The organism is Prosthecobacter sp. Pr1, from assembly GCF_057652315.1.
In genome coordinates this window covers 92579-114878 of the sequence record NZ_JBYFBS010000008.1, presented here as the reverse complement: position 1 = coordinate 114878, position 22300 = coordinate 92579, and the positions used below count along the sequence as shown (strand labels likewise).

Annotated in this window: 17 protein-coding genes; 8 read left to right on the top strand and 9 right to left on the bottom strand. The window is 58.7% G+C overall.

What is annotated here, in order from left to right:
* Positions 1–39: 39 nt before the first annotated feature.
* Positions 40–1008: a D-alanyl-D-alanine carboxypeptidase family protein gene (locus AC24GY_RS14975; protein WP_422321962.1), complete on the bottom strand. Its 969-nt coding sequence runs from the start codon at positions 1006–1008 to the stop codon at positions 40–42.
* 107 nt (positions 1009–1115) lie between these two features.
* Here AC24GY_RS14975 and AC24GY_RS14970 point away from each other — a divergent pair, with 107 nt between their 5' ends.
* Positions 1116–1532 carry a ketosteroid isomerase-related protein gene (locus AC24GY_RS14970; RefSeq protein WP_487684457.1) on the top strand — a complete coding sequence of 139 codons (417 nt, stop codon included), beginning with the start codon at positions 1116–1118 and terminating at the stop codon, positions 1530–1532.
* Between the two features lie 827 nt (positions 1533–2359).
* Here the strand turns inward: AC24GY_RS14970 and AC24GY_RS14965 are convergent.
* Positions 2360–4555, bottom strand: a complete 2196-nt coding sequence (locus tag AC24GY_RS14965; RefSeq protein WP_487684454.1) for a prenyltransferase/squalene oxidase repeat-containing protein — start codon at positions 4553–4555, stop codon at positions 2360–2362.
* 245 nt (positions 4556–4800) lie between these two features.
* Between AC24GY_RS14965 and AC24GY_RS14960 the strand changes: the two genes are divergently transcribed.
* Both AC24GY_RS14960 and AC24GY_RS14955 read left to right on the top strand, forming a co-directional pair.
* Complete coding sequence (locus AC24GY_RS14960) at positions 4801–4980, top strand: hypothetical protein (protein ID WP_397386004.1); 180 nt, start codon at positions 4801–4803, stop codon at positions 4978–4980.
* Between the two features lie 9 nt (positions 4981–4989).
* Entirely contained in the window at positions 4990–5607 is a 618-nt protein-coding gene (locus AC24GY_RS14955; RefSeq protein ID WP_487684451.1) for a hypothetical protein, read from the top strand.
* Positions 5608–5636: 29 nt separating this feature from the next.
* Here AC24GY_RS14955 and AC24GY_RS14950 read toward each other — a convergent pair whose 3' ends face one another.
* The 5 genes from AC24GY_RS14950 to nuoF form a co-directional block, all read right to left on the bottom strand.
* Positions 5637–6083 carry a hypothetical protein gene (locus AC24GY_RS14950; protein WP_487684448.1) on the bottom strand — a complete coding sequence of 149 codons (447 nt, stop codon included), beginning with the start codon at positions 6081–6083 and terminating at the stop codon, positions 5637–5639.
* A gap of 269 nt (positions 6084–6352) precedes the next feature.
* Positions 6353–6985: a hypothetical protein gene (locus tag AC24GY_RS14945; protein WP_487684445.1), complete on the bottom strand. Its 633-nt coding sequence runs from the start codon at positions 6983–6985 to the stop codon at positions 6353–6355.
* Positions 6986–7095: 110 nt separating this feature from the next.
* Positions 7096–7464, bottom strand: coding sequence for a hypothetical protein (locus tag AC24GY_RS14940; RefSeq protein WP_487684442.1), 369 nt, complete (start codon positions 7462–7464; stop codon positions 7096–7098).
* Positions 7465–7814: 350 nt separating this feature from the next.
* Positions 7815–8129 carry a hypothetical protein gene (locus tag AC24GY_RS14935; protein ID WP_487684439.1) on the bottom strand — a complete coding sequence of 105 codons (315 nt, stop codon included), beginning with the start codon at positions 8127–8129 and terminating at the stop codon, positions 7815–7817.
* A gap of 301 nt (positions 8130–8430) precedes the next feature.
* On the bottom strand, positions 8431–9825 hold the full coding sequence (gene nuoF, locus AC24GY_RS14930) for an NADH-quinone oxidoreductase subunit NuoF (protein ID WP_487684436.1): 1395 nt from the start codon (positions 9823–9825) through the stop codon (positions 8431–8433).
* A 177-nt stretch (positions 9826–10002) separates the two neighbouring features.
* On the opposite strand from nuoF, the gene AC24GY_RS14925 reads away from it, so the two are divergent.
* The 4 genes from AC24GY_RS14925 (at position 10003) to AC24GY_RS14910 (ending at position 15376) form a co-directional block, all read left to right on the top strand.
* Positions 10003–11955 carry a DUF1549 and DUF1553 domain-containing protein gene (locus AC24GY_RS14925; protein WP_487684433.1) on the top strand — a complete coding sequence of 651 codons (1953 nt, stop codon included), beginning with the start codon at positions 10003–10005 and terminating at the stop codon, positions 11953–11955.
* A gap of 150 nt (positions 11956–12105) precedes the next feature.
* Positions 12106–12618 carry a hypothetical protein gene (locus AC24GY_RS14920; protein WP_487684431.1) on the top strand — a complete coding sequence of 171 codons (513 nt, stop codon included), beginning with the start codon at positions 12106–12108 and terminating at the stop codon, positions 12616–12618.
* The gene (locus AC24GY_RS14915) at positions 12615–13916 is read left to right on the top strand and encodes a ParA family protein (protein WP_487684428.1); all 1302 of its coding nucleotides are present in this window, start codon (positions 12615–12617) and stop codon (positions 13914–13916) included. The genes AC24GY_RS14920 and AC24GY_RS14915 overlap by 4 nt, the downstream gene beginning before the upstream one ends.
* Before the next feature lie 2 nt (positions 13917–13918).
* The gene (locus AC24GY_RS14910) at positions 13919–15376 is read left to right on the top strand and encodes a hypothetical protein (RefSeq protein ID WP_487684425.1); all 1458 of its coding nucleotides are present in this window, start codon (positions 13919–13921) and stop codon (positions 15374–15376) included.
* Between the two features lie 173 nt (positions 15377–15549).
* Here AC24GY_RS14910 and AC24GY_RS14905 read toward each other — a convergent pair whose 3' ends face one another.
* Complete coding sequence (locus AC24GY_RS14905; RefSeq protein ID WP_487684422.1) at positions 15550–17154, bottom strand: sialidase family protein; 1605 nt, start codon at positions 17152–17154, stop codon at positions 15550–15552.
* A 368-nt stretch (positions 17155–17522) separates the two neighbouring features.
* On the opposite strand from AC24GY_RS14905, the gene AC24GY_RS14900 reads away from it, so the two are divergent.
* The gene (locus tag AC24GY_RS14900; protein WP_487684419.1) at positions 17523–18920 is read left to right on the top strand and encodes a hypothetical protein; all 1398 of its coding nucleotides are present in this window, start codon (positions 17523–17525) and stop codon (positions 18918–18920) included.
* 117 nt (positions 18921–19037) lie between these two features.
* Here the strand turns inward: AC24GY_RS14900 and AC24GY_RS14895 are convergent, their stop codons facing one another.
* The gene (locus tag AC24GY_RS14895; RefSeq protein ID WP_487684416.1) at positions 19038–22202 is read right to left on the bottom strand and encodes an NACHT domain-containing protein; all 3165 of its coding nucleotides are present in this window, start codon (positions 22200–22202) and stop codon (positions 19038–19040) included.
* Positions 22203–22300 lie beyond the last annotated feature (98 nt).

Sequence of the window (22300 nt, the reverse complement as noted above, 5' to 3'; positions counted from 1 at the left end):
GATGGGGTATTAACGGGACGGAAAAGACTCCGTGAAAATTCAGAATTGATCCAGCATCTGGCGCTTGTCCGTGATGGGACGGCCTGCGGCCAGCCAGCGGTCATAGGCGGCCCAGCCCTGGTGCAGCAGCGTGCGTGCCTCATCAAAGGGGCTGGCTGAACCGAGCACGACGACGACCATGCGGTGACGGTAGATGAGGCTGGAGTTGTCCGCCTGCACCTGCACCGTCGGGGACTTCTCAGCGGAGATGACCACGCAGCCGCCGGAGCGCGGGGTGTTGCCGGTTTTGATGCCGTCGATGCGATCTACGCCGAGGAGTTGATTGGTGTTGCTAAGCGCCATGGTGAGCTGCTGACCACCGCGGTAGATGGTGATGCTGCGGCTGGTCTGATTGGTGTAAAAACGCATGGCTGGCCGTGAGACGGCATAGATGGCCAGGCGGGCGATGTCCGCAGCGCAGGAATAGGGCATGGGGCGGGAGTTTTCCAGGCCATGGGGATTGGTGAAGCGGGTGGCGCGTGCGCCTTCGCGCTTGGCCAGCTGGTTCATCTGCTTGACGAACTCCTCCATGGGATGTCCGGCGCGTGCGAGGCGCGAGAGGTGGTCCTTTCCGACGAAGTCGCCGAGGGTGATGGCGGCGACGTCATCGCTGCCCATCATGGTGGCGTAGATGAGGTCACGCAGCGTCACCTGGTCTCCGGCCTGCAGACCGATGCTGCTGGCACCCGTCATCTGGAAGGCGTAGGCAGGAACGGTGGCGAGCACGCCGACGCCGACCTTGGAGGCCTCCGCCCAGTCAAGCGTGACCATGGCCGTGGCGATCTTGGCAAGGCCGCCAACGGGCCGCTTTGACTGCGCGTCTGCGGCGACGTGAACTTTTTTGTTGAAGGCATCGACGACCAACACGGCTGACTGCGCCTGCAGGGCAGCACCACCGGTGACGAACGAGAAACAGATGCCAAGGATCAATGCGCGGGAGCTTAACCACGCCATGCTGGGGGAAAACATAGACGTGTGATGTTTAGCTGTATGAACCATTATCGCAACCGTGGATTTCCCCCGATCATTTTCTAATTTGACGCTGGCGCTGGTGAAATTCATGCTCAGCCCCTCCCATGCCAACACTCCAGCAGCAGGCCCACGCCCTCATCCAGACCTATTACTCCACCTTCAATTCCGGCGACCGTGAGGCATTCCTGGCCCTGCTGACGGAGGACGTGGTGCACGACATCAACCAGGGTGGCGTGGAAACCGGGCGGGCGGCGTTTCGCGCGTTTCTTGAGCGCATGGACCGCTGCTATCGTGAGCAGGTGTGTGATCTCGTGGTATTTGCCAATGAAGACGGCGCCCGCGGCGCGGCGGAGTTTTACATCGAAGGCGAATACCTCTCCACCGATGAGGGTCTGCCCCCTGCCGCAGGCCAGCACTACCGCCTGCGCGTGGGCGCCTTCTTTGATCTCCAAGACGGCAAAGTCCGCCGCGTGACCAACTACTACAACCTCGAAGAATGGCTGCGGCAGGTGGGGGCTTGAAAAAAGTACGATGGGCGCTCCTGCCCTTCGGCCAGCGTTGTCGCAACGCCCAAGTCATGTGCAGACCTCATCCCTGCCTGCCATAACACCCAGAACAGCCAAGTCCTTCGCATGACGAACCTCGGCCCCCTGGAACAATGAATGCGCCAGATTGATGTCCGGTGACAGAAGGCCCATGCAAGGCCACGACGTGGGCGCTTAGAGCCGGGGCGGTTGAAAAAGGGGGGGGGGCGGTGGGGCAGCACCCCACGCTGGGACGAAGGATTCCACGGACGCGCACAGCGCATCCCTACCATCCAGAGCAGCGCGTGCCGCAGGGCTGGTAGGGAACCGCTGCGCCGGGTCCGAAGTTTCGGGTCTGCAGCGTCGCCGGCGCTCAAAAAGGTCCGCCGTCCTTGCAACTCTCGACAGCACAATTCAGAGGCGCTTTGAAAGGGGGGACGCTTTCCCTTGCTTGCCCACGCAGGGACGAAGGAATCTACGGACGCGACACAGCGCGTCCCTACCATCCGGCGCGGCGCATGAGGTGGTAGGGAACCGCTGCGCCGGGTCCGAAGTTTCGGGTCTGTGTCATTGCGCTCAAAAAGGTCCGCCGTCCTTGCCACGCGGAAAGGCAGCCGATGTGGGCCGTTGCCACGATGCTTTGCGGGTATGGGGAAATACCATCATCGATGCAAAACCACCCAGCATCTCAGTCTCTCCTCCAGAGCGTGCGCACAAAAAAAGGGGGATCGTATTGATCCCCCCCTGGTTTGATAATGTGTAGCGAGAGCGATAGCAAAAGGTGGCGGGATCAGGCCGATCCCTCTCCTGTCGAATGCCGAGTCTTACTTGTCCTTGTCGAAGAAGGACGACTCTTCGCGGTCGCCCACTTTCAGGTAACGGTAATACACTTCAAGCTGAAGGGTGCAGAGGCACTGGCGGTAGATGGGGTCGGCGGCATCACCGGCGGGCCAGTTCGGGCGGCCGGCCTTGAAGGAGCCGTCCGCCTGCTGGGCGCTGAGCACCTGCGGGAGGAACTGCTGGTTGTAGAACTTCCAGTCTTCGCCGCCCTGCTGGAAGAAGGCCTGGGTGTAGTAGTACCAGCAGTAGAGATTGCAATTTTTGTTCCAGTCGAGGGGTTCGGCGGTGAGGAAGTCGCGGAGGAATTTGATGCCCTTCTTGATGGCGGTGGTCTTGCCCTTGGCCATGGTCTGGAGGCCGAGGATGCCGACGCCGGAGAGGCTCCACTGATTGTAGTGCGCGTCACGATTCGGGCCGCCGAAGCCGCCGTCCTTGGTCTGCATTTTTTCCAGGTAGTCGGTCATCTTGCCGATGCAGCTGTGGAGGCCGTCGATCTTCAGACCGGTGTTCTTGGCGGCTTTGAGCGCCTGGAACTGCCAGCCGACCACGGAAAGGTCGGCGCCAGCGGCCTTGTTGTAAACGATCTGCTCCTTGCCGCCGTAGGCCCAGGCACCTGCCGGGGTCTGGTTTTCGATGATGACTTTCACACCTTTTTCGAAGGCTTCGCGCATGCCGGGGAGGCTCTTGCTGCCGAGACGGGCCAGGGTGTACATTTCGCCGAGGGCGTAGGTGGCGATGCCATGCTCGTAGGTGCCTGCGCCACCTTTGCCGCCGGCGGCTTCGCCCTTCCAGCCTGTCTCCGAAAAGATGCCGTAGGGGTTCTTTTTGCCGGCTTCGATGAGGAACATGATGCCCTTCATGACGTTTTCACCGTAGAAAGGGGATTCGGGCGTTTCGCAGCGGCCGAGGAAGCACAGCAAGGCGAGGCCGGTGAAGGCGCACCTGTTGCTTTTGCCCCAGGAGCCGTCGGCGTTCTGCTTGGTTTTGAGCCATTCGAGGGAGGCGCTCACAGCAGCTTCACACTCGGGGGAGCCGCCATTTTGACGGAGCTTCTCAAGTCGTTCCTGCGTGGAGCAGCGGCTGCGCATGGAGGGTGGCAGGGTCACGAAACCGCCTGCGGCTCCGAGGCCCTGGCCTTTGCCAAAGCCGCCACCGGCTCCGCCCATGCCGAAACCACCTGCACCGCCGAGGGCACCGCCGCCCATCATGGCGCTGACGTCGGGCATGTCGAGCGAGTCGGGCGGGGCTTCAGGCAGGGTGATGGCCGAATTCGTGCTCGCGCTGACCAGCTTCTTCATCGGCATGGTCTTGTTGATCGAGCTGCGCTTCTTCTGCTGCACCTTGTGCTGCAGATCCGCACTGGCCTTCGCACCCTGCGCGGTGCCGCCACCGGGCAGGAAGTCGACCTGCTTGTCCATGACACCGCTCTGGAAGACGATGAACAAGGCCAAGACGCCGAGACCGGCATGGATCAAGATACTGAGAAGAAGGGAGCTGGCACCGGCCTTCAGCCAGAGCTGCACAAACTTGTTTGGCGGCTTGCCCACTTCGATGTGGGTGAGGGCTGGCGGGTGATAGACCTGGCCTTCGACGTGCTCGGCCACGACGGCGGCGGCAACTTCACCGGCATCGTCGGTCGGGACGGCGGCTGCCACGGGCACGGCCACGCTCGGTGCGGGCATCACGGGAGCACCGGAGGGGGAAGGCATGGAAGGAGCCACGGCGGCAGGCACGGGCATGGCCACGGGGACAGCGGCGCTGGCGGGCTTGGGAGCCGGAACTGGTGCTGGAGCGGCGGTGGGAACGGTGCCGGTGGAAGGTGCGGGCGGCGGCATCATGGCCGGCATGGGCATCTGCGGCATGTAGCCGGGCGGATAACCGGGCATCTGCGGCGGGTAGCCCTGGGGCATGGGGTAGCCTGGGGGATAACCCGGCATCTGCGGCGGGTAACCCTGCGGCGGCGGGTAGCCCTGGGGATAGCCCGGCATTTGCGGCGGATAGCCCTGCGGCATGGGGTAGCCAGGTGGGTAACCCTGCGGCGGTGGGTAGCCCTGAGGATAACCCTGCGGCGGAGGATAACCCTGGGGATACCCCTGCGGCAGCGGCTGTGTGACACCAGGAGGTGGTGGCTGCTGCGGATTTTGAGGATTCTGCGGGTTACCAGGCTGCGACGGATTCATTTCAATAAAAACTGTTGATGCACATGTATATACACGGTGGCCAGCGCTTCCGACAAGATGAATTTACAGCTCGCATGAACGAACAGTGCGGACGCGCTGAAGAGGAAACGCTCCGGGTGGCCGATTCTTAGCCGGCAAGACCGCCCATGGGCCCCCTTTGGACCCGCCGAAGGATGCCCACCGGAACGCGAATTGTCATTTGCACGACGAGCCTCTTCCGATAGGATGCCGGACCCCGATCTCACATGAAAACCGCCTCGTTCATCCTCTGCGCCGCCGCCCTCGTCCTCGCCTCCACTTCCTGTGGAAAGCACTCCTGGAAGGAAACCCAGGTGCTGCACGAAGGCATGCACAAGGCGCACGACGAAGGCCATGGCGAATCCCATGCCAAGGAAGCCGAGCACGGCGAGAAGAAGGCCCACTAAGACTCCTGCATGCGCCGCTACGCCTTCATCGGGCTGCTTGTTCTGGTGATCGTGGCGACCAGCTGTGTGATGCTGCGTACCTGCTGGGCGCGCATCGCTCCCGCCATTGCCTCCACCGGCGGCAAAACCCTGCACGTCCGCCTGCCGGATGCCGGGAAGACGCACCTGCAAAAGGACAAACGCTGGGCGGCGGATCAGCTCGGCACCTCCACCGGCACGCTGGGCAGCCACGGCTGCCTCGTCTCCAGCGTGGCCATGGCCTGCTCAGACCTCGGCGTGGAGCTCACGCCCAAGGAACTCAACACTCGCCTGAAAAAAGCCGAGGGCTTCCTGCCGCAGGGCTGGGTGGTGTGGAACGCCATCCCCCGCGTGACGGACAAAAAACTCGCCGCCGAATACCACCCCGCCGCCAGCCACGCCGTGATGGACGCGGCCCTGGAACGCGGCGCCTACCCCGTGGTAAAATACTTCCTCCTCGGCGGCATCCAGCACTGGTGCGTGATCGTCGGCAAAGACGGCCTGGAATACCTCGCCCGCGATCCCCTGCGTGACGACGAGAAGCCGGTGAAGCTCTCCGAATTGACCGCCAAGGTCTACGCCGTCCGTGTGATCCGGCGGGTGGAGTGAGGGCTTGGCGGGTGCTTGATGGAACCGACTCAGGGAGCCTCCGGCTGCGGTTCTCGCTTCAAGTGAGGATAAAGATCGCTGAATTTGAAGTGGAGGGCGGCCCGCAGGTCGGTGCGAAATTGCATGAGGCAAAAAATGGCCACCACCGTCAGCGGTCTCCAATCCCACAGACGAGACGCCAGGCCTGAGAGAAAGGTCTCGGCCTCCGGTTGATCAAGAATCCACCGCGCGATGAGGTAGGCGCAGAGAGCTCGAATAAAGCTGATCCGGTTGGCACGCCGCCGGGCTTCTTCATCCTCGACTGGATCAATGCGCAAGGACGGGAGAACTGTGATGAAAAACAAGGCCGCGATGACGAACAGCCAATGGACCGACTCCACCTTCGATGAGAGGCGCAGATAGATGGCCATGACCAGCAGCGGCTTCGTCACAGCGGCCAGGATCATGGAATAGCGGATGACGGTGTATCGGCTCATTGGTTGGGATGGCGCTTTTGCGGTGCGCAGGGAAACGAGGGGCGAGCCAGTGTCCCAGCGCGCTCAAGTTCGACATTCTTGGCGGTTTCGCCTCGGCTGTCGAGTTCCGAATGAAGGCGAGGCACCGCGTCATTGCGCCGTCCACAAGGCGGTGAAAGGCACCACGCATGGGCCTCGCGGATGCGTGGCAGCATCAAGCCCACGGCACGGCGGCGCTGACCGCCAAAAACGCTGCGCTGCGGGTGATGAGGCGGGTGGAGTGAAAATGCTCAACGTGAATACCACGAGCACATATTGTCCTGCCACGTCTTGGGATTCCGGTCTTTGCCTGAGGAGTAGATGAAGACGCGCAAAGGCAAGGTCGCCGGAGGCGGATTGTTCCTGCATCGCTCGGCGTACCTGGAGTCCGACTGATCCGCTCCGTACTCGGGATTGGCGAGACTGCCGTCGCCGTTCGTGTCGAGGACGATGTAATAGGGCTCGCCCCAGAGATCACTGAGCACCCATTCCGCGCCGTCCTTCCAGAGGCCGAATTTGCGGTCTTTGGCGGGAGGGAAGTCGGTGAATTTGATCTCGTGGGGATTGAGAGTGGTGTCTTTGCCCGTGAGGGCAGAAAGAATGACGCCGCGTGTGCGGAGTGTTGCATCAGGCCCGTGCCAGCCGGATTCCGGAATGGGAAAGTGCTGGTATTCCGCCTCATAGCTTAAGAGCCCGTATTTGATTTCTCTGAGGACTGTTGCCGGCTGAAGCTTTGGACCTTGTGAAGACACCCAGAGATCGATCAAGACTGGCGAGGCCAGAACGATGAGTGCGGCAATGATGCCCAGCGTGAGCAAGACCCGGGTGCAGCCGCTTTTTTTCAGATTGAGCGGATCATAGTAGGGCGTGGTGGCTTCGCTCATGGTGCTGTTTTACCTGAGAGACGTTTGCTTTGTCGAGCACCGAGTGGGTGAGGGCAGCGGACCGGCTTTGACTGGAAAAGCCAGGGGCTTGTGGAGGGCTCGGAGGCTGCTCAGCGCGCTTGCCACGAGCACACATTGTCCTTCCAGGTCTTGGGATCGCGGTCCGGGCCGGAGGAGTAGATGAGCACCTTCAGTGGCAGCGTCGCAGGCGGCGGAAGCATCCGGCATCGCCTCTCGTATTCGGCGTCCGACTGATCCGCGCCAAACTCGGGGTTGGCGATCTTGTCATCGCCGTTCGTGTCGAGGACGAGGTGATAAGGCTCGCCCCAACGATCACTGAGCACCCATTCCGAGCCGTCGTGCCATAGGCCGTTTTTGCGGTCCTGGGCTTGAGGCAAGCTGAGGTAAACGATGTCTTTGGGGTTCATCGATGGAACGTTTTGCGGAACGCTCTCATTGCCGATGAGTATGGGCAGCATCGGGCCTCGCGATCGGATGGAAGCATCATTCGGACTGTGCAAGTCAGACTCCGGGATGGGAAAGCGATTGTAATCAGTGTGATAACATTCAATCGCAATTTTAAGATCTAATGTCGTTTGTCGAACTTGCATGCGAACGCTGCCACGGTCGGTGGCATAGAAGCATTGGTTTAAGTTGAGAGCGTAATAGACGGCCAAAGCCGACACGGCTCCGCCCAAAAGTAACTTTCCCAGACATGAACATCCCGCCATGCGGTCAATGCGCCGTTCATCACTCATGCCTCCGTTTTACCCGAGCGAGGCTGTGGCTGTCGAGTTTCAAATAAACATCGACACACGCGCCTTGGCTCCTACCACCCCTTGAACGTCGGTGGATGATTGTCCTCCCACGTCGAGGGGTCTCCGTCAGGGCCGGCGGAGAAGATGGCGATGCGCACGTTGAGTTCCTTCTGCGTCGCGCCGGGTTTCGGCGGCACAGTCATCAGTTCGGGATTGGGGACTTTGCCGTCGTTGTTGAAGTCGCAGACGATGTAGTAAAGCGAGCCCCAGCCGTCTTTGTTGGGCGTGGCGATACTCCATGGCATGTTGATCTTTTGCACCATGGCGTCGTCGAATTTCCAATCCGTGCGCAGGGAACCAAGCAGCAGTGCAACGAAGCTTTGCAAAACCCCTCACCCAGCCTTTGACTTCGTCTATCTTCGCTTCGCTACGGTTCCCCGAAGAGACCTGGCACCAATCATGCCCTCGGCGGGGAGAGGGGGGACGCGTTGCGACTCCGATTGAGCGTGAAAGCGTCCCAGCACGAATCCCCTCTCCCCGCCCATGGCCTCGCAGCTCCAAACATCCTTCGGGGAGAGGCTGGGTGAGGGGCGCAGCCGAGCTTTCATGGGCTGCCGCCCACTTTCCCAAAGACCTGAATATTCACCATCCGCCGTCAGAAGCTCCACAGCTTCTCGCTGAACGAACTCACCCCACCAAGCCCGCAGCCGCCACCAGCGTCTCCTCATTGACGATCTTGCCCGTCAAATCGGGTTTGCAGTCGGCTTTGAGCTCGTCGCGGAATTTCTTGATGAAGCTCTGGGTGGGCCAGGAGGCGGCTTCGCCGAAGGCGCAGATGGTCTTGCCTTCGATCTGGTTGGCCACGGTTTCGAGGGTGTCCACGTCATCGGGGCTGGCGTCACCGGCCACGATGCGGTCGCTGATTTTCTTCATCCACAGGCTGCCTTCGCGGCAGGGGGTGCACTGGCCGCAGGATTCGTGCGCGTAGAAGGCGTTCAGGTTGTTGATGACCCAGGTCATGCTGCGGCTGTCGTCCATGATGATGACGCCGCCGGATCCGGCCATGGTGCCGCACTGGGCCATGGTGTCGAAGTCCATGGGGATGTCCATGATGCCGAGTTCGCGACCGTCCTTGAGCTTGAATTTTTCATCGGCACGCAGGACTTTGGAGGAGCTGCCGCCAGGGATGATGGCCTTCAGTTTGCGACCGGGTTTGAGACCACCGCAGAGCACGTCGATGACTTCGCCCATGGTGACCTTGCCGACTTCGACTTCGTAGTAGCCGGGCTTCTGCACATCGCCGCTGACGCAGAGGATGCGGGTGCCGGTGTTGTTCGGCGTGCCGAGCTTGGCGTACTCCGCGCCGCCCATCTCGATGATGTGCTTCACGTGGCAGAGGGATTCCACGTTGTTCACGATGGTCGGGCTCATGTAGAGGCCGAGCGCCGCAGGGAAATACGGGGGCTTGATGCGCGGGTAGGGGCGCTTGCCTTCGAGGGATTCGATGAGGCCGGTCTCTTCACCGCAGATGTAGGCGCCTGCACCGCGATGCACGTAGATCTCGCAGTCGAAACCGGTGCCGAGGATGTTCTTGCCGAGGAAGCCTTTTTCGTGCGCTTCAGCGATGGCCTTCTCGAGGATCTTCGCCGCGTAGGGGAATTCTTCGCGCACATAGATGTAGGACAGCTTGGCGCCCACGGCGAAGCAGGCGATCATCATGCCTTCGATCAGCTGATGCGGATCCTGGTGCATGATGTAGCGGTCCTTGAAGGTGCCGGGTTCGGATTCGTCCGCGTTGCAGATGAGATAGACCGGCTTCGTGTTCGTCGGCGGGATAAAGCCCCACTTCACGCCTGTCGGGAAGCCTGCACCGCCACGGCCGCGCAGACCGCTGGCTTTGACCTCGTTGGTGATGGCGCTGCGCTCCATGGTGAACGCCTTTTTGAGCTGCTCATACCCGCCATTCTCCAGGTAACACTCGATGGACGGATTGTAACCGGCGCGGTCGATGTTCTTGAAGATCAGGCGCTTTTCACGCGCATGGGGTTCTTTTCCGGGAAGATACTGGACGGGGGAGGCCATGGTTCGCAGTATCCGAGTGTGAATAAGGTGGGCAACTGGGATTTGTGAAAAATTTCACAAGCGGACGGGGGAGGGGGTGGGTGGAGGCCGGGTGCGGGGCACTCCTGAATAGGTCGTATAGGTCCTATAAGACCTAATTTCTGGAAAGCTTCCCGCCCTAGGCGCTGTACCTTGCAGGTGCGTTTCTCCGCTCCCATCTCCTTCTGCCTGACCCTGCTGCTCCTCGCAGCGGCCGGGATGGCCTTGGCCAAAAAGGACGAGGGGCCGAAGCCTGTGCCATGGTCGTTTGCGCCGCTGAAGCGTGGCGGGCTCCCTCAGGTGAAGGACGCCGCGTGGCCGAAGACGCGCATCGATTACTTCATCCTCGCCAAGATGGAGGCCGCAGGCATGAAGCCAGCCCCACGGGCGGACGAGCGCGTGCTGCAGCGCAGGCTGGCCTTTGATCTCACCGGCCTGCCCCCTGCCGAGCAGGCCGCCGCCGACTGGAGCCGCACCGTGGATGAAACCCTGCGCAGCCCCCACTACGGCGAGCGCTGGGCACGCCACTGGCTGGATCTGGCGCGCTACACGGACCAAACCCCCGACTGGCTGGACTCCACCAAATACTCCTACCTCTACCGCGACTGGGTGGTGCAGGCGCTGAACGAGGACATGCCGTATGACCGCTTCGTGCTGCGTCAGCTTGCCACGGATTTCCTGCCCGAGTGCGGCCCGCAGGATCGCGTGGCGCTGGGCTTCATCGGCCTGAGCCCCACGTATTTCAAAGAGCTGCAGCTCCCGCCGGAGATCATCAAGACCACCGTCGCGGATGAATGGGAGGAGCATGTGGATGCCATCGGCCGCACCTTCCTCGGCCTCACGCTGGCCTGCGCCCGCTGCCATGATCACAAGTCCGACCCCATCTCCGCACAGGATTATTATGCGCTGGCCGGGGTCTTCGCCTCCGTGAAGCTCTCCGAGCTGCCCACGATGAAGGACGAATTCTGGAAGCCCGTGGCCAAGGCGCGGGCGGAGGTGGCGGCCATGGAAAAGCAGATGGCCGACCTCAAGAAAAAGAAGCCGAAGGATCTGGCGGAGCAGGCCAAAAAAATCGAAACCGTCATCGCCTCCATCAAGACCGCGACCCCGCACTACAACATGCCCATGGCCAATGCTGTGGAGGATGCGGCGCTCTACGTGGTGAACAAGGAAAAGGAGCACGGCACCAAGCTCGACTACAAGATGGGCATGGCCCGCGATCTCGAACTCATGAAGCGCGGCAACCCGAATGACCTCGGCGCCGCGGTGCCGCGCCGCTTCCTTTCCATGTTTCCCTCCAAGACCGGCCTGCCGCGCAAGTTCACCACCGGCAGCGGCCGCCTGGAACTGGCGCAGGCCATCGTGGAAGACGCCGCACCGCTGACCGCCCGCGTCATCGTGAATCGCGTGTGGAAGCACCATTTCGGTCGCGGTTTGGTGGATACCCCCAGCGAGTTCGGCAACCTCGGCGAAGCCCCCACGCATCCCGAACTGCTCGATGATCTCGCCGGTCGCTTCATGGAGCACGGGTGGTCGCTCAAGTGGCTGCACCGTGAGATCTTGAACTCCGCCACCTGGCAGCAGAGCAGCGTCGCCGCCGCCTCCGAGCAGCGCGATCCGGAGAACAAACTCTACGCCCGCATGCTGCGCCGTCGGCTGGACTGGGAATCCTGGCGCGATGCCATCCTCAGCGCCACCGGCCAGATCGATCTCAAAATTGGCGGCCCCGCCTCATCCATCAGCGATGCGGCCAATCACCGCCGCTCCCTCTACGGCGCCTCCGACCGCCAGGACATGGACCCCATGCTGCGCATTCACGACGTGCCCGATCCCGGCGCGCACAATCCTTGGCGCACGGAGACGATCACCCCTCTGCAGGGCCTCTTCGCGCTCAATTCCCCCTTCATGCAGCAGCAGTCCGAAGTGCTGGGGAAATGGGCCATGCAGCACCGCGTGGACGCCGTCTATGCCCGCCTCTTCGGCCGCAAGCCAAGCGCCCATGAGGCGTCAGTGGCGCAGGCGTTTGTCAGTGGGCGCGAAAACGATGCCGCCGTGTGGGCGCAGTACGCCCAGGCCCTGCTGGCAGGGAATGAGATGCTGTTTGTGGATTGAGCGGGGGGATTATTATTTAGGGATGCAGACCTTGTTGTTCTCGCTTTATGAGTTTTGGTAAGGGGCATCCCGGGCAGGAGGCGAGTTCAATTGAACTTGCGTCCACATCTATCCAAGATTAACCGCCAGAAACTTGTTCTCCCATCCGCTATGCCATTTTCGTGGTGTAACGTTGCTCGTGTTGAACAATTGTCAATTCAGCCAAATTTTACCATGCCGACTAGCTATCTTGAATCTGCAAGACGCCACCTAAGAGATGCCGATTATCTATGGGCCTCTGCTGAGCCGTCGCGCGTCCCGAATGCCGGTTTATTTTATGGATTTAGTGCAGAGTGTGCACTCAAAGCTGTCCTGGTGGGTTTGGGTGTTCCGACGCATTCTCACGGGGGAGTTCAAAACACAACTCAATATGGACATCTTCCGGCACTGTGGCAGCAGTTTACGGTTTATGCAGGAGGTCAACTTGGTGGGAAGTATCTTGCGCCACTGCAACCGGCACCGGGTGCCTCCTTGCCCTTTGCGACGTGGAGTATTCATGACCGATATGCACCCGATGGTTGGCTCATTGCTCGGAATTCAAGTGTGGCCGATCATCAAAAAGAAGCGAGAGATTGCATGGCGCTGCTTGAGCTTGTACAGGAGGATGGAATTGTATTATCATGAGTGTTCGATTTTCAACGGCGCTGGAGGTTGCAAAAAAATGGGTTGAAGCACATGTGGGGATCCTTCCGCAAAAATTGGTACTTGTACGTGACCTTTATGGGCGGATCCGCATTGCTCTACCACAAGGTTCTACGGTTGATTCCACAATTGCGTCAGTGGCGCTAAACTTGCATGCAGCGCTCGGTCCCTATAGTCCAGGTGCTGAGAATATTTTCCTGCTAGGGGATGCTTTAATTTCCCCAAATGCGATTTTCCAATCACAAGATTTGGTGCCATTGCTGGATCCAAGGCAATCTGATGGCCCATACTTTTTAGATCGGTTAATCACTGGAGGAGACTGGTTGCGCCCTCAATTTGAGGGGGCTCCGACGCATGTTCGTCGTGTTACTTTTTATGGGCTGAAAGGAGGTGTGGGCCGGTCTACAGCACTAGCATTATTTGCACGATATTTAGCTGAAAAAGGGCGAAATGTACTTGTTCTTGACCTTGATCTTGAATCACCCGGTATTGGTTCTCTTTTATTGCCGCCGGATGCATATCCTCCAAGAGGTCTAGTCGATTGGTTTGTTGAAGACTCAGTGGGCGCGGCAGACACAGAGTTGCTTAACGAAATCACTGCTATTAGCCCGCTTGGGGCCTCTTCTGCAGGTCAGATTCGTGTGGCGCCAGCGCATGGTTTTGGCGAAACTGCTTACGTGCCTAAACTTGCACGTGTGACGCTCGATATTCGTAAGGCAGATGGAATTGAATCATTCGCAATGAGGCTTCATCGATTATTGGAATCGTTGGAAGATCATTTCAAGCCAGATGCTGTTCTCTTGGATAGTCGCGCAGGATTGCATGATGTGGCGGCGGTTGCGTTGACTCGGTTGCGGGCTTTGGCTTTATTATTTGCTGCCAATGGGGAACAGACTTGGCAAGGATATCGCCTTCTTTTTCGGCATTGGCAGACGCACTTCAGTGTTCTTCCTTATTTTAGGGATAACTTGCGGATGGTTGATGCACTAGTGCCAGAAATTGGTCGTGTTGAGCATCGTGCAACGGCTCTCGCCGCATCTCATGCTTTATTCGAGGAAACAATTTATGAGGAAAGTGCAGCAGGAAGTGAAGATGCGTTTAATTTTGCATTGGATGACCCCGATGGTCCACATCACTCCATTCCAATTTTATGGAGTCGGGTGTTTCAAGGACTTAATCCAGTTACAATGCCCACTGCTGTCTCTGAGGCGGAAATTACTGCTGCCTATGGCGATTTTCTAAAAACTTGTGAACGGTTGTTGTTTGATGCAGGGAGCTAATTATGAGTGAATATGTTTTCCCCTCCCATGCTTTAAGGCAAGCCCTCCTATCGGCCTTGCCCGAGCAAAGCGCACAGTTTGGAACAGAACCTCCTGATCCAAGGTACTTGTACGCTCCGTTGCGGCATGCGCAGGCTCTTGATCCCGACACTATGTTGGTAGAGGGTAATCGTGGTGTGGGAAAAAGTTTTTGGTGGGCGGCGCTTCTTTCCGAAGAGCATAGACGTGTGGTGGCCAGTATGCTGCCCAAAGCGAGAATTTCTTCGCCTATGCTGGTTTCAGCTGGGTTTGGCACTGGTTTGCCGACGCGGCAATGTCCGAGCAAAGACGTATTGGCTGATTTGCTGCGCGATTTAGAACCTCGGCAAATTTGGCGAGCCGTTATTGGGACGCAATTGTTGGAGGATTCTGTTGGAATTTTGGGGAGCACATGGCGTGAAAGAGTTACCTGGATTCGTGATCATGCCGAGCAGTTTGAAACTGCTGTTGATAATTCTGGAGAGAAACTTATTAAATCTGGGCGGATGCGTCTTTTTCTTTTTGATGCATTAGATACAGCGGCTGATTCTTGGGAGGATTTGCGCCGTTTATTGCGCGGACTCTTACAAGTGGCATTGGAATTTCGTGCGCGGCGCGGTATTCGCGTAAAAGTATTTGTGAGGCCTGATATGCTTCAAGATGTGGACGTCACGGCGTTTCCTGATGCCTCAAAACTAACTGGTACAAAAGCTTCTTTGACGTGGTCTCGAGCTGATCTTTATGGTTTGCTTTGGCAGCATTTAGGGAATGCTCCTGATGGGGGGGATGTTTTTCGTCAAGAGACCCAGAGCGTGGGTGGGCATGTATGGCAGAAGTTTGAAAATACTTGGGCCGTGCCGATGGCCTTACGCACAGATGAAGAATTACAGCGGCGTATTTTCGAAGCTCTTGCAGGACCCTGGATGGGACCTAGTCACAAGCGCGGGCTTTGTTATACATGGCTCCCGAACCATTTGGCTGATTCTTTTGGACAGGTGAGTCCACGTTCTTTTCAAGTTGCTTTACGAGCTGCTGCAAATTATCAGCCGCCGAACGATTGGAAGTTTGCATTGCACCATGAAGGTATTCGAAGGGGGGTTCAGGAAGCCTCCAGTATTCGTGTCCAAGAAGTCACGGAGGACTATCCATGGATTAGTCCGGCTATGGAAAGCCTGCGAGGCCAAGTTACCATTCCTTGTTTCTCGTCTGATTTGCAAGAGAGATGGGCAGCTAGCAATACTTTGGATGAAGTGCGAAAGACGGCGCGCTTTTCAAATAAGCTAGGTCCTAGACGAATTGAAAGGGGGTTTGAGGGGTTGACTCAAGACCTTGCGGGTTTAGGAATTCTTCAACCACTGCCAGATGGTCGATTACAGATGCCAGACGTGTATCGTGTTGCGTTCGGTTTGGGGCGCAAAGGTGGCGTAAAGCCTTTGAGATAAGCCTGAAACATCAGAGATGTTCAACATTACTGCGTTTATGAATCGGAGGCGCGGAGCGCCTTGTAGAACCTTTCTGCGAACACTCGAGTATTATGGGGTGAGGCCGCACCTGATTTATTTGCGGGTGCCCTGAAGTGATCCGATATCTGTTGATTGCCCAGTACTCACTCACACTATTCCCTCCTTTTTCGCTTCTCACCGCTAGGCACTGGTCCAGAATGCCTCCCCCCACCCACCGGTGCCTTCAGTTCTGACACCAGCACTGCCGTATCCGGTTTCTTCCCGGAGTAAAACGAGAGGTAATGCGTGTCCCCGATCACCGTGGCGTTCACGTTGCCGGCGTCGATGGTGCTGCCGCTGCCCACGGCCACCGCTTCGCCCACGGGCCAGCGGAGCGGATTCGCGATCACGCTTTTCGGATCCACCACGCGGCGCCACAGGATGCCGGCGCGACCACGCTGAAAATGGTAGTTGCTCAGCAGCCCGGTTTTGGCATCGAGGATCAGGCTCGGCGTGGAGATGAGCACATCGGTGATGTTGGTCTGCGCACGCGTCCATGTTTTGCCGTGATCGGTGGAGAGCATCTGGAACTGGGAGCGCGCCGTCGTGGAATCTCCCGCCTCCGTGCGGCCGATGGCGAAGATTTTGCCATCACCGAGGTAAACGGCGGAGGGCTCGGTGGGCCACTGATCTTTGGTCAGGCCGGACTCGATGGGCGTTTGCGTCCAGGTCTTGCCATCGTCCTTGCTCGTCAGCATGCCCCAGGAGTGCGTCGGGCCCGCATCGCCATAATCGCCCGCGAACCACAGCGCCATGAGGCCCACCGTGGGCACCGCAAACACATCCGTGATCTGCACCGGGCGCACGGCAAGCTCCGGCGTGGTCACCAGTGTGAACTTCACCCCATCCGTCGTGCGGTACAGATCCTGGTGCCACTGCGCCCCGACCCGGCGCACCCAGAGCAGCATCGCCCCGGTGGAGTCCAGCCCTTTGCCCACGGGCACATCGCCGTAGCCAGGGGAGTTCGCCACCAGCGTCTCCGCCGTCCACGTTTTGCCGCCATCCGTGGAGGTACGTGCGTAGGTGGCGCGGGAGTCTTCGCCAATGGTGTGCCCGGAGCCCCGGCTGTACACGCAGACCAGCTTGTTGCCGATGGCCTGCAGCATCGGCCAGGAATTGTAGCCCTTGGCTTCCTGCACCAGGTGGGCCTCCGGCGGAGCGCTCAGCGGCGTCACCTTGACCACCGCCAGACCGGTGGGGCTGGTGAAGGTGTCGGCGGGGTCCGCAGGCTCGCGCTGAATGCGCACGCACAGCGGGGCATCGGGGACCACCTGGTAGTAGGACTCCAAAACGATGGTGCGGGAGTGCAGCGGCGCGGCAGGCAGCGCCGTGCGAATGGGATCTCCCTGCAGATGCCGCTCCGTGAAGGGCGCCCCCTCCACCATCTGGGAAAGGTGCACGCGGTAAACATCCTCCAAGGTGGGGCTGGTGGCCGCGTCCGTGGTGGTCACCGTGATCTCCACCCGTACGCCGCCGCAGTCCTTGGGCAGACCGGTGACGACACCGCTGACCGACTGCCCGTCCGTGCCCCCCGACAACGACCACACCGGGATGTGCGTGGAGCCGCTGGACATCATCACCAGCGAAGGCTTGCCCGTGGCGATGGACAACTGGTTCGCACTCAGGAAAAGCGGGGCATATTCCGCCGCGAAACTGGTGACGGTGGAGGCGAGGAGGACCAGAAAGGAGATGCGCAGGGGCAGGGAGTGTTTTCGCATGACCGCAGGCTTGCGCAGCCAGCGCCGAGGTCAAGAAGCCATGCACTCATGACACGCAGTTCAGCCCACATTTAACAGCCCCGTAAGATGCGTGTGGCGAAAGCCCGCCCGTCTGCCTTGGTTGTTCGTAAACCTCATTTCCGGCTGAGCACGCCCTTCCTCTGCTCCCTCTGCCTCTCTGCCCCTTTGCGGCAAAAATCGAAAGTCCCTTCAACTTCGAAATGTCCTGCTGCCGAGAGTGCTCCAGGCCATGGCACCACCCACCGCCCCCAAATTCCCTCCCCAGCCTACTCCCACTGCTCCGCATCTGTGCTTTACACCCAGCCATCTCTGACCATGATTCACGCCCCTTTTTCCGACCTATCGCAATGACTCTGACCACCAAGCTCGATCCCAAATTCCTCGCCCTTCTTGCTGACACCGCGCAGAAACTTCAGGCGCTCGAAATCCAGCCCCGCGTGCTCGATGACGCCGCCCCGGCGCTCACCGCCACCGCGGCGGAGCTCAGCCAGCAGATGATCGATTTCACCACCTCGCTCACCGCCGCCATGGAGGCGAAGGTCGCCGCCGACATCGCCGCCCGCGAAGCCGCCAAGGCGCAGGCGCTGGCCGAGAAGGAAGCCGCACGCCTGGCCGCCATCGAGGCCAAGGAAGCCGCACGCATTGCCAAGGAAGAAGCCGCCGCTGCCGCCAAGGCGCAGGCCCTGCTGGAGCTCGAAGCCATGCGCGCCGCCGCCGCCGCCGTGAAGGCCAAGGAACTCGCCGACAAGGAAGCCGCAAAGGCCCGTGCGCTGGCCGAGAAGGAGGAGGCGCGTCTCGCCAAGGAACGCGAGGCCGCCGAGAAGATCGCCGCCAAGGAGCGCGCCCAGGCCGAGAAGCTGGCCGCCATGCTCGCCGCTGCGGAAGCTAAGGCGAAGGAACTGGCTGAAAAGGAAGCCGCGAAGGAGGCGGAGCGTCTCGCCAAAGAACAGGCCGCCATTGAGAAGGCCGAAGCCAAGGCCCGCGAACTGGCCGAGAAGGAGGCTGCCAAGGAAGCCGCCCGGATCGCCAAAGAACAGGCCGAGGCTGAGAAGGCTGCCGCGAAGGAAGCCGCACGTCTTGCCAAGGAGCAGGCCGAAGCTGAAAAAGCCGCCGCCAAGGAGGCCGCCCGTCTGGCCAAAGAGCAGGAAGCCGCCGAGAAAGCCGCTGCCAAGGAGAAGGCCGAGGCCGAGAAACTCGCCGCAATGCTCGCCGCTGCAGAGGCCAGGGAAGCCGCACGTTTAGCCAAGGAGCAGGCCGAAGCTGAAAAAGCCGCCGCCAAAGAAGCCGCCCGTCTGGCCAAGGAACAGGAGCTCGCCGAGAAGGCCGCTGCCAAAGCCCGTGAACTCGCCGAGAAAGAAGCCGCCAAGGAAGCCGCACGCCTCGCCAAGGAACAGGCCGAAGCCGAGAAAGCCGCCATCAAAGCCCAGGCCGAAGCCGAAAAAGAAGCCCTCCGCGCCGCCGCCGCCGAGTTGAAAGCCAAGCAGTTCGCCGAGAAGGAAGCCATCCGCCTCGAAAAAGAAAAACGCGCCGCCGAAGCCGCCGCCGCCAAAGCCGCCCAAGACGCCGAACGCCAAAAACTCTCCGCCGCCGAAGAAGAAGCCAAAGCCCGCCGCGCCGAAGCCCGCGCCAAATCCCTCGCCGAGTACGAAGCCAAACAAAAAGCCCGTCAGGCCGCTGCGCTCGCGCAGCTCGCTGCGGATAAAGCCGCGCTGCAGGCCGAGAAACAGAAGACTGCGGGGATGTGATGTGTTTTTCTAAAGCTTTCTAAACGGAATCTAGAGCCGTAATTCAACATGCTCAAATTGCCTGCAACTTTCCATTTATAAATACTAGTTATGAAAGTGGATAGAATATATGCTATATTACTTAGCTGGATCAAAAATAATCACGCAATCTTTTCCCAGTTTCTGCCTCAAATTCGCAATATCCGATTCCCTTAGAGTCGAGCAGCCATCAAGCAGGAGTTGTTCCAAGTTCGTAAACTGAGTTAGACCCTTGAGAGCCTCAGGGAAATCCAGTCCAGAGCAGCCACCCAAGTCAAGTACTCGGAGACTTTTCAATGCGCGAAAGTCTGGCAGATGCTCCACGCCAGTGCAACCATAGAGATAGAGTATATCTAAAGAGGATAAAGATGTAAGACCATTGAGCGCCTCTGGGCCATGAAGTCCGGTGCAGCCAATCAGAGAAAGTATAGCGAGACCTTTCATCGCGGAGAGGTCTGGGAGGCGCTTCAGACTTGTACAGTTATCGATTGCAAGGTCGGTGATTTGGTCATTGCTTGCTATCAGTTCCAGTGCACTAAGTAGTTCCGTACTTCCGTAATGCTGGTCTAGAATTCTTAGGGCAGCGCCCCTTATTCTTGAACCAATGAATGGTTCAACGGCTATTTTTTTTAGGAGGGGGAGAGCTCTTCCGAAGGGATCTGGCAGCATGGAGAGTTGATCCATCAGAATTATACGAAGGTTCGGAGTTTGCTCGGGATCGCCGATCAGCTCGAACATCTTTCGTTCAACTTCTGGCTGGGTGCCAAAGAATTGCACCCAATAATGGGCGGCTTGATGGCAGCGTTCTTTGTCCGAACGATCTTGAGAGGTTGCCATTTGCTGCTCTGATTCCTGCCAGCACATCAGTTCCAACAATCGCTGACGCAACTGAGTGCCGAAGTTAGCGTGCTTGCGATCGCGCCCGGTGATTTCGGCCCAGACTTGGGCGGCGAACAAGACGGCGTCGTGCCGGATGGCGGTGTCTGTCTCATTGGCTGGTGCCAGGTCCCACAATAGTGGCAGGCGATAGCGGCGAAAATTGTCCGGTAGGAGGCCGAAATAAAATGGTAAGATATTGGCCATTCGCGCACTACGCCAGTTTGGAGTGCCGTCAGAGTCCTGCTCTAGTAGGAAGCGGTGCGTATGCTCTGTGTTGGTGGCATTCTCGTTGTCCACCTCTTCCACCCATGCCAGCGCGATAAAATATTCGAGAAAGGTTCGGTGGATAAAACTGAAGAGCCGCTCCTCTGTTTCCGCATGCTGGCCAGAATAGCAGATGACACTGTGGCGTTCATTGAGGTAGGCCGGTAATTGGTTGGCCGCCATATTCGCCGTACCAGGGTTTGCACGGGAGGGATCGATAACTTCACGGATAGCGTCCTTGAATATCTCGATGCCAAATAGGTTTTCGGCAAAGCCTTGGCCATCTTCCGTTTCGTCACTCACAAGCTTGAGCGCGAGGCGGCGCACAATTTCACGCCGTGTGTCCGCATCGCAGGGAATGTCGGCATCAAGAGGTAAATAATCGGCGCCAAAGTGCTCAGCTTCCCACTGGTCAAGAAGGAGTTCGGCAGCCTCCTCATAAAGAGCGATGCGGTTATCTCCCAGACGCCCAGTACGTAGCAGGACAGTAATGAGCGTGAGCAATAGTGGATTAGTGCTGAGTTGACCGATTGCCGGCTGTTGTTCAAAGCGTCGCTCCAGCTCTGACTGTTTCTTTTTCCATTCGCCTTCACTGGCATATAGTCTTGGAAGAATCAGACCAATGAAGTCCGCCCGCTGCTTTGGGCTGAACTCTTCGAGTATCCAGCCAGTCCACAATACTGTTTGTTGCTGCCAATGCTCCGCAATGAAACCCTCGCGGCGTGAGGTTACGATGACACGAACGCCAAGACGCAGCAGACGGCTGGCTCCGTTGGCAATCGCACTTCGTGTTTCCCGTTGGCTGACTTCGTCCAAGCCATCGAGAATCAGTATTGCCGCACCGGTGCGGAGATAATGCAAGCACCAGATGCGATCGAGGCGGTCGATGGATTCCTCACAGCCGTCGAGGAAACCAAGAAGTGAAAGTGTAGGATCTCGACCAAAGGCATTGGCGAATGTTTTCAACTCGATGAGCAGAGGTAGCGGCTCCGGATACTTTTCGATGGAAGGCTGCTGCATCTGAACGGCCCAGCGCAGTGCCATGCGACGGACAAGTGAGGATTTTCCCACGCCCGCATGGGCTAGGATGATATGGCCGGACTTCTGCGCTTCATATAGGGCATGGAATGCCGGCTGCGGCGTATTGGACAGCTGCCGAGCCTCTAGCTTACGGGCGATCTGTTGTTGTTCCGGAGTGAGTTGGTCGATGGTGCCGTCACGTACTGCATGGGCAATATCTCGACTGGCGGCGAGGAATTCAGGGTCCAGCTCTGGATAAGCCCGCAGTGAAGGCTCGACAAACACGGTGCTGAGCTTGATAGGAGCTACTCCCTTGTTCTCCGCTTTTGCTGAAAATGGAATGCGCTCGCAGTGTAGCACTAGTTTTTCGGCGTAGTGGCGCAGGTCAAAACCGGGAGAGTCACGCAAGTCTTCGATCCATTCGCCGTGTTGTTGAAGCTGATCCTGAATATTGCGGAGCACTTTCCGAATCTCCTGGACTCCAGTGAGGAGGATTTGCTTGTAGGCCTGCTGGGCTTCCTTGTTGTCATCGAGCAGAAGCACATGCAGAGCACTGTCGAGATTCTGCTTTAGATATGTGTCGAGTTTCTGCTGCGTTTCCTTCGGCAGACGGACGTGCCAGTTGATGAATGTGATGAAGGGCACGTTGCTGATTGGAGGCAGTACTCCATCACGAGCCATGCATTCGGCCATCTGACGCAGGAACATATCCTGTTGTACAGGCATGAGTCCGGGTGATCCCTTCTGCACAAAGGTGATCCATCCTTCGGGAGCCTGGGCTGCAAATTGTTCGAGATCCGCCTTGTTCGCTTCAAACTGAGGCTTTGACGCGAACTGGCGGATGAGCTCACCAAGTGCCCAGCCAGTGTAACGCATGAAAACCTGATGGTTGATGGCGAGAGCTACGTCCGGCTTTTTCTTCAATGCTTCTTCAAGGTTGTTCTTGGTATTGTCAGCTGCCTCGTCGATGAGCGTTTCGAGGAGGTCTTTGAAGAGTGATTTATTCTCGCCGAGGTAGTGCTTCGCCAATGTGGCAGCGACCGGAATCAAAAGGGGAGCTGCTTTTGCAAGCAGTGGAATAGAGACGAGAGATTCGATCATGATAAGACGCAGTCTGTCGCGTAACCCGTGGGGGTGACAAGGAAATCGTGTAATGGAATTGCGGATTTGCTCAGCTCATTCCAATCCCCGCCCCAGAC

What these genes read in the sequence shown, in the direction of transcription:
- AC24GY_RS14975 (WP_422321962.1), bottom strand. Translation starts at nt 1,008, where the DNA reads ATGTTTTCCCCCAGCATGGCGTGGTTAAGCTCCCGCGCATTGATCCTT.
- AC24GY_RS14970 (WP_487684457.1), top strand. Translation starts at nt 1,116, where the DNA reads ATGCCAACACTCCAGCAGCAGGCCCACGCCCTCATCCAGACCTATTAC.
- AC24GY_RS14965 (WP_487684454.1), bottom strand. Translation starts at nt 4,555, where the DNA reads ATGAATCCGTCGCAGCCTGGTAACCCGCAGAATCCTCAAAATCCGCAG.
- AC24GY_RS14960 (WP_397386004.1), top strand. Translation starts at nt 4,801, where the DNA reads ATGAAAACCGCCTCGTTCATCCTCTGCGCCGCCGCCCTCGTCCTCGCC.
- AC24GY_RS14955 (WP_487684451.1), top strand. Translation starts at nt 4,990, where the DNA reads ATGCGCCGCTACGCCTTCATCGGGCTGCTTGTTCTGGTGATCGTGGCG.
- AC24GY_RS14950 (WP_487684448.1), bottom strand. Translation starts at nt 6,083, where the DNA reads ATGAGCCGATACACCGTCATCCGCTATTCCATGATCCTGGCCGCTGTG.
- AC24GY_RS14945 (WP_487684445.1), bottom strand. Translation starts at nt 6,985, where the DNA reads ATGAGCGAAGCCACCACGCCCTACTATGATCCGCTCAATCTGAAAAAA.
- AC24GY_RS14940 (WP_487684442.1), bottom strand. Translation starts at nt 7,464, where the DNA reads ATGCTGCCCATACTCATCGGCAATGAGAGCGTTCCGCAAAACGTTCCA.
- nuoF (WP_487684436.1), bottom strand. Translation starts at nt 9,825, where the DNA reads ATGGCCTCCCCCGTCCAGTATCTTCCCGGAAAAGAACCCCATGCGCGT.
- AC24GY_RS14920 (WP_487684431.1), top strand. Translation starts at nt 12,106, where the DNA reads ATGCCATTTTCGTGGTGTAACGTTGCTCGTGTTGAACAATTGTCAATT.
- AC24GY_RS14915 (WP_487684428.1), top strand. Translation starts at nt 12,615, where the DNA reads ATGAGTGTTCGATTTTCAACGGCGCTGGAGGTTGCAAAAAAATGGGTT.
- AC24GY_RS14910 (WP_487684425.1), top strand. Translation starts at nt 13,919, where the DNA reads ATGAGTGAATATGTTTTCCCCTCCCATGCTTTAAGGCAAGCCCTCCTA.
- AC24GY_RS14905 (WP_487684422.1), bottom strand. Translation starts at nt 17,154, where the DNA reads ATGCGAAAACACTCCCTGCCCCTGCGCATCTCCTTTCTGGTCCTCCTC.
- AC24GY_RS14900 (WP_487684419.1), top strand. Translation starts at nt 17,523, where the DNA reads ATGACTCTGACCACCAAGCTCGATCCCAAATTCCTCGCCCTTCTTGCT.
- AC24GY_RS14895 (WP_487684416.1), bottom strand. Translation starts at nt 22,202, where the DNA reads ATGATCGAATCTCTCGTCTCTATTCCACTGCTTGCAAAAGCAGCTCCC.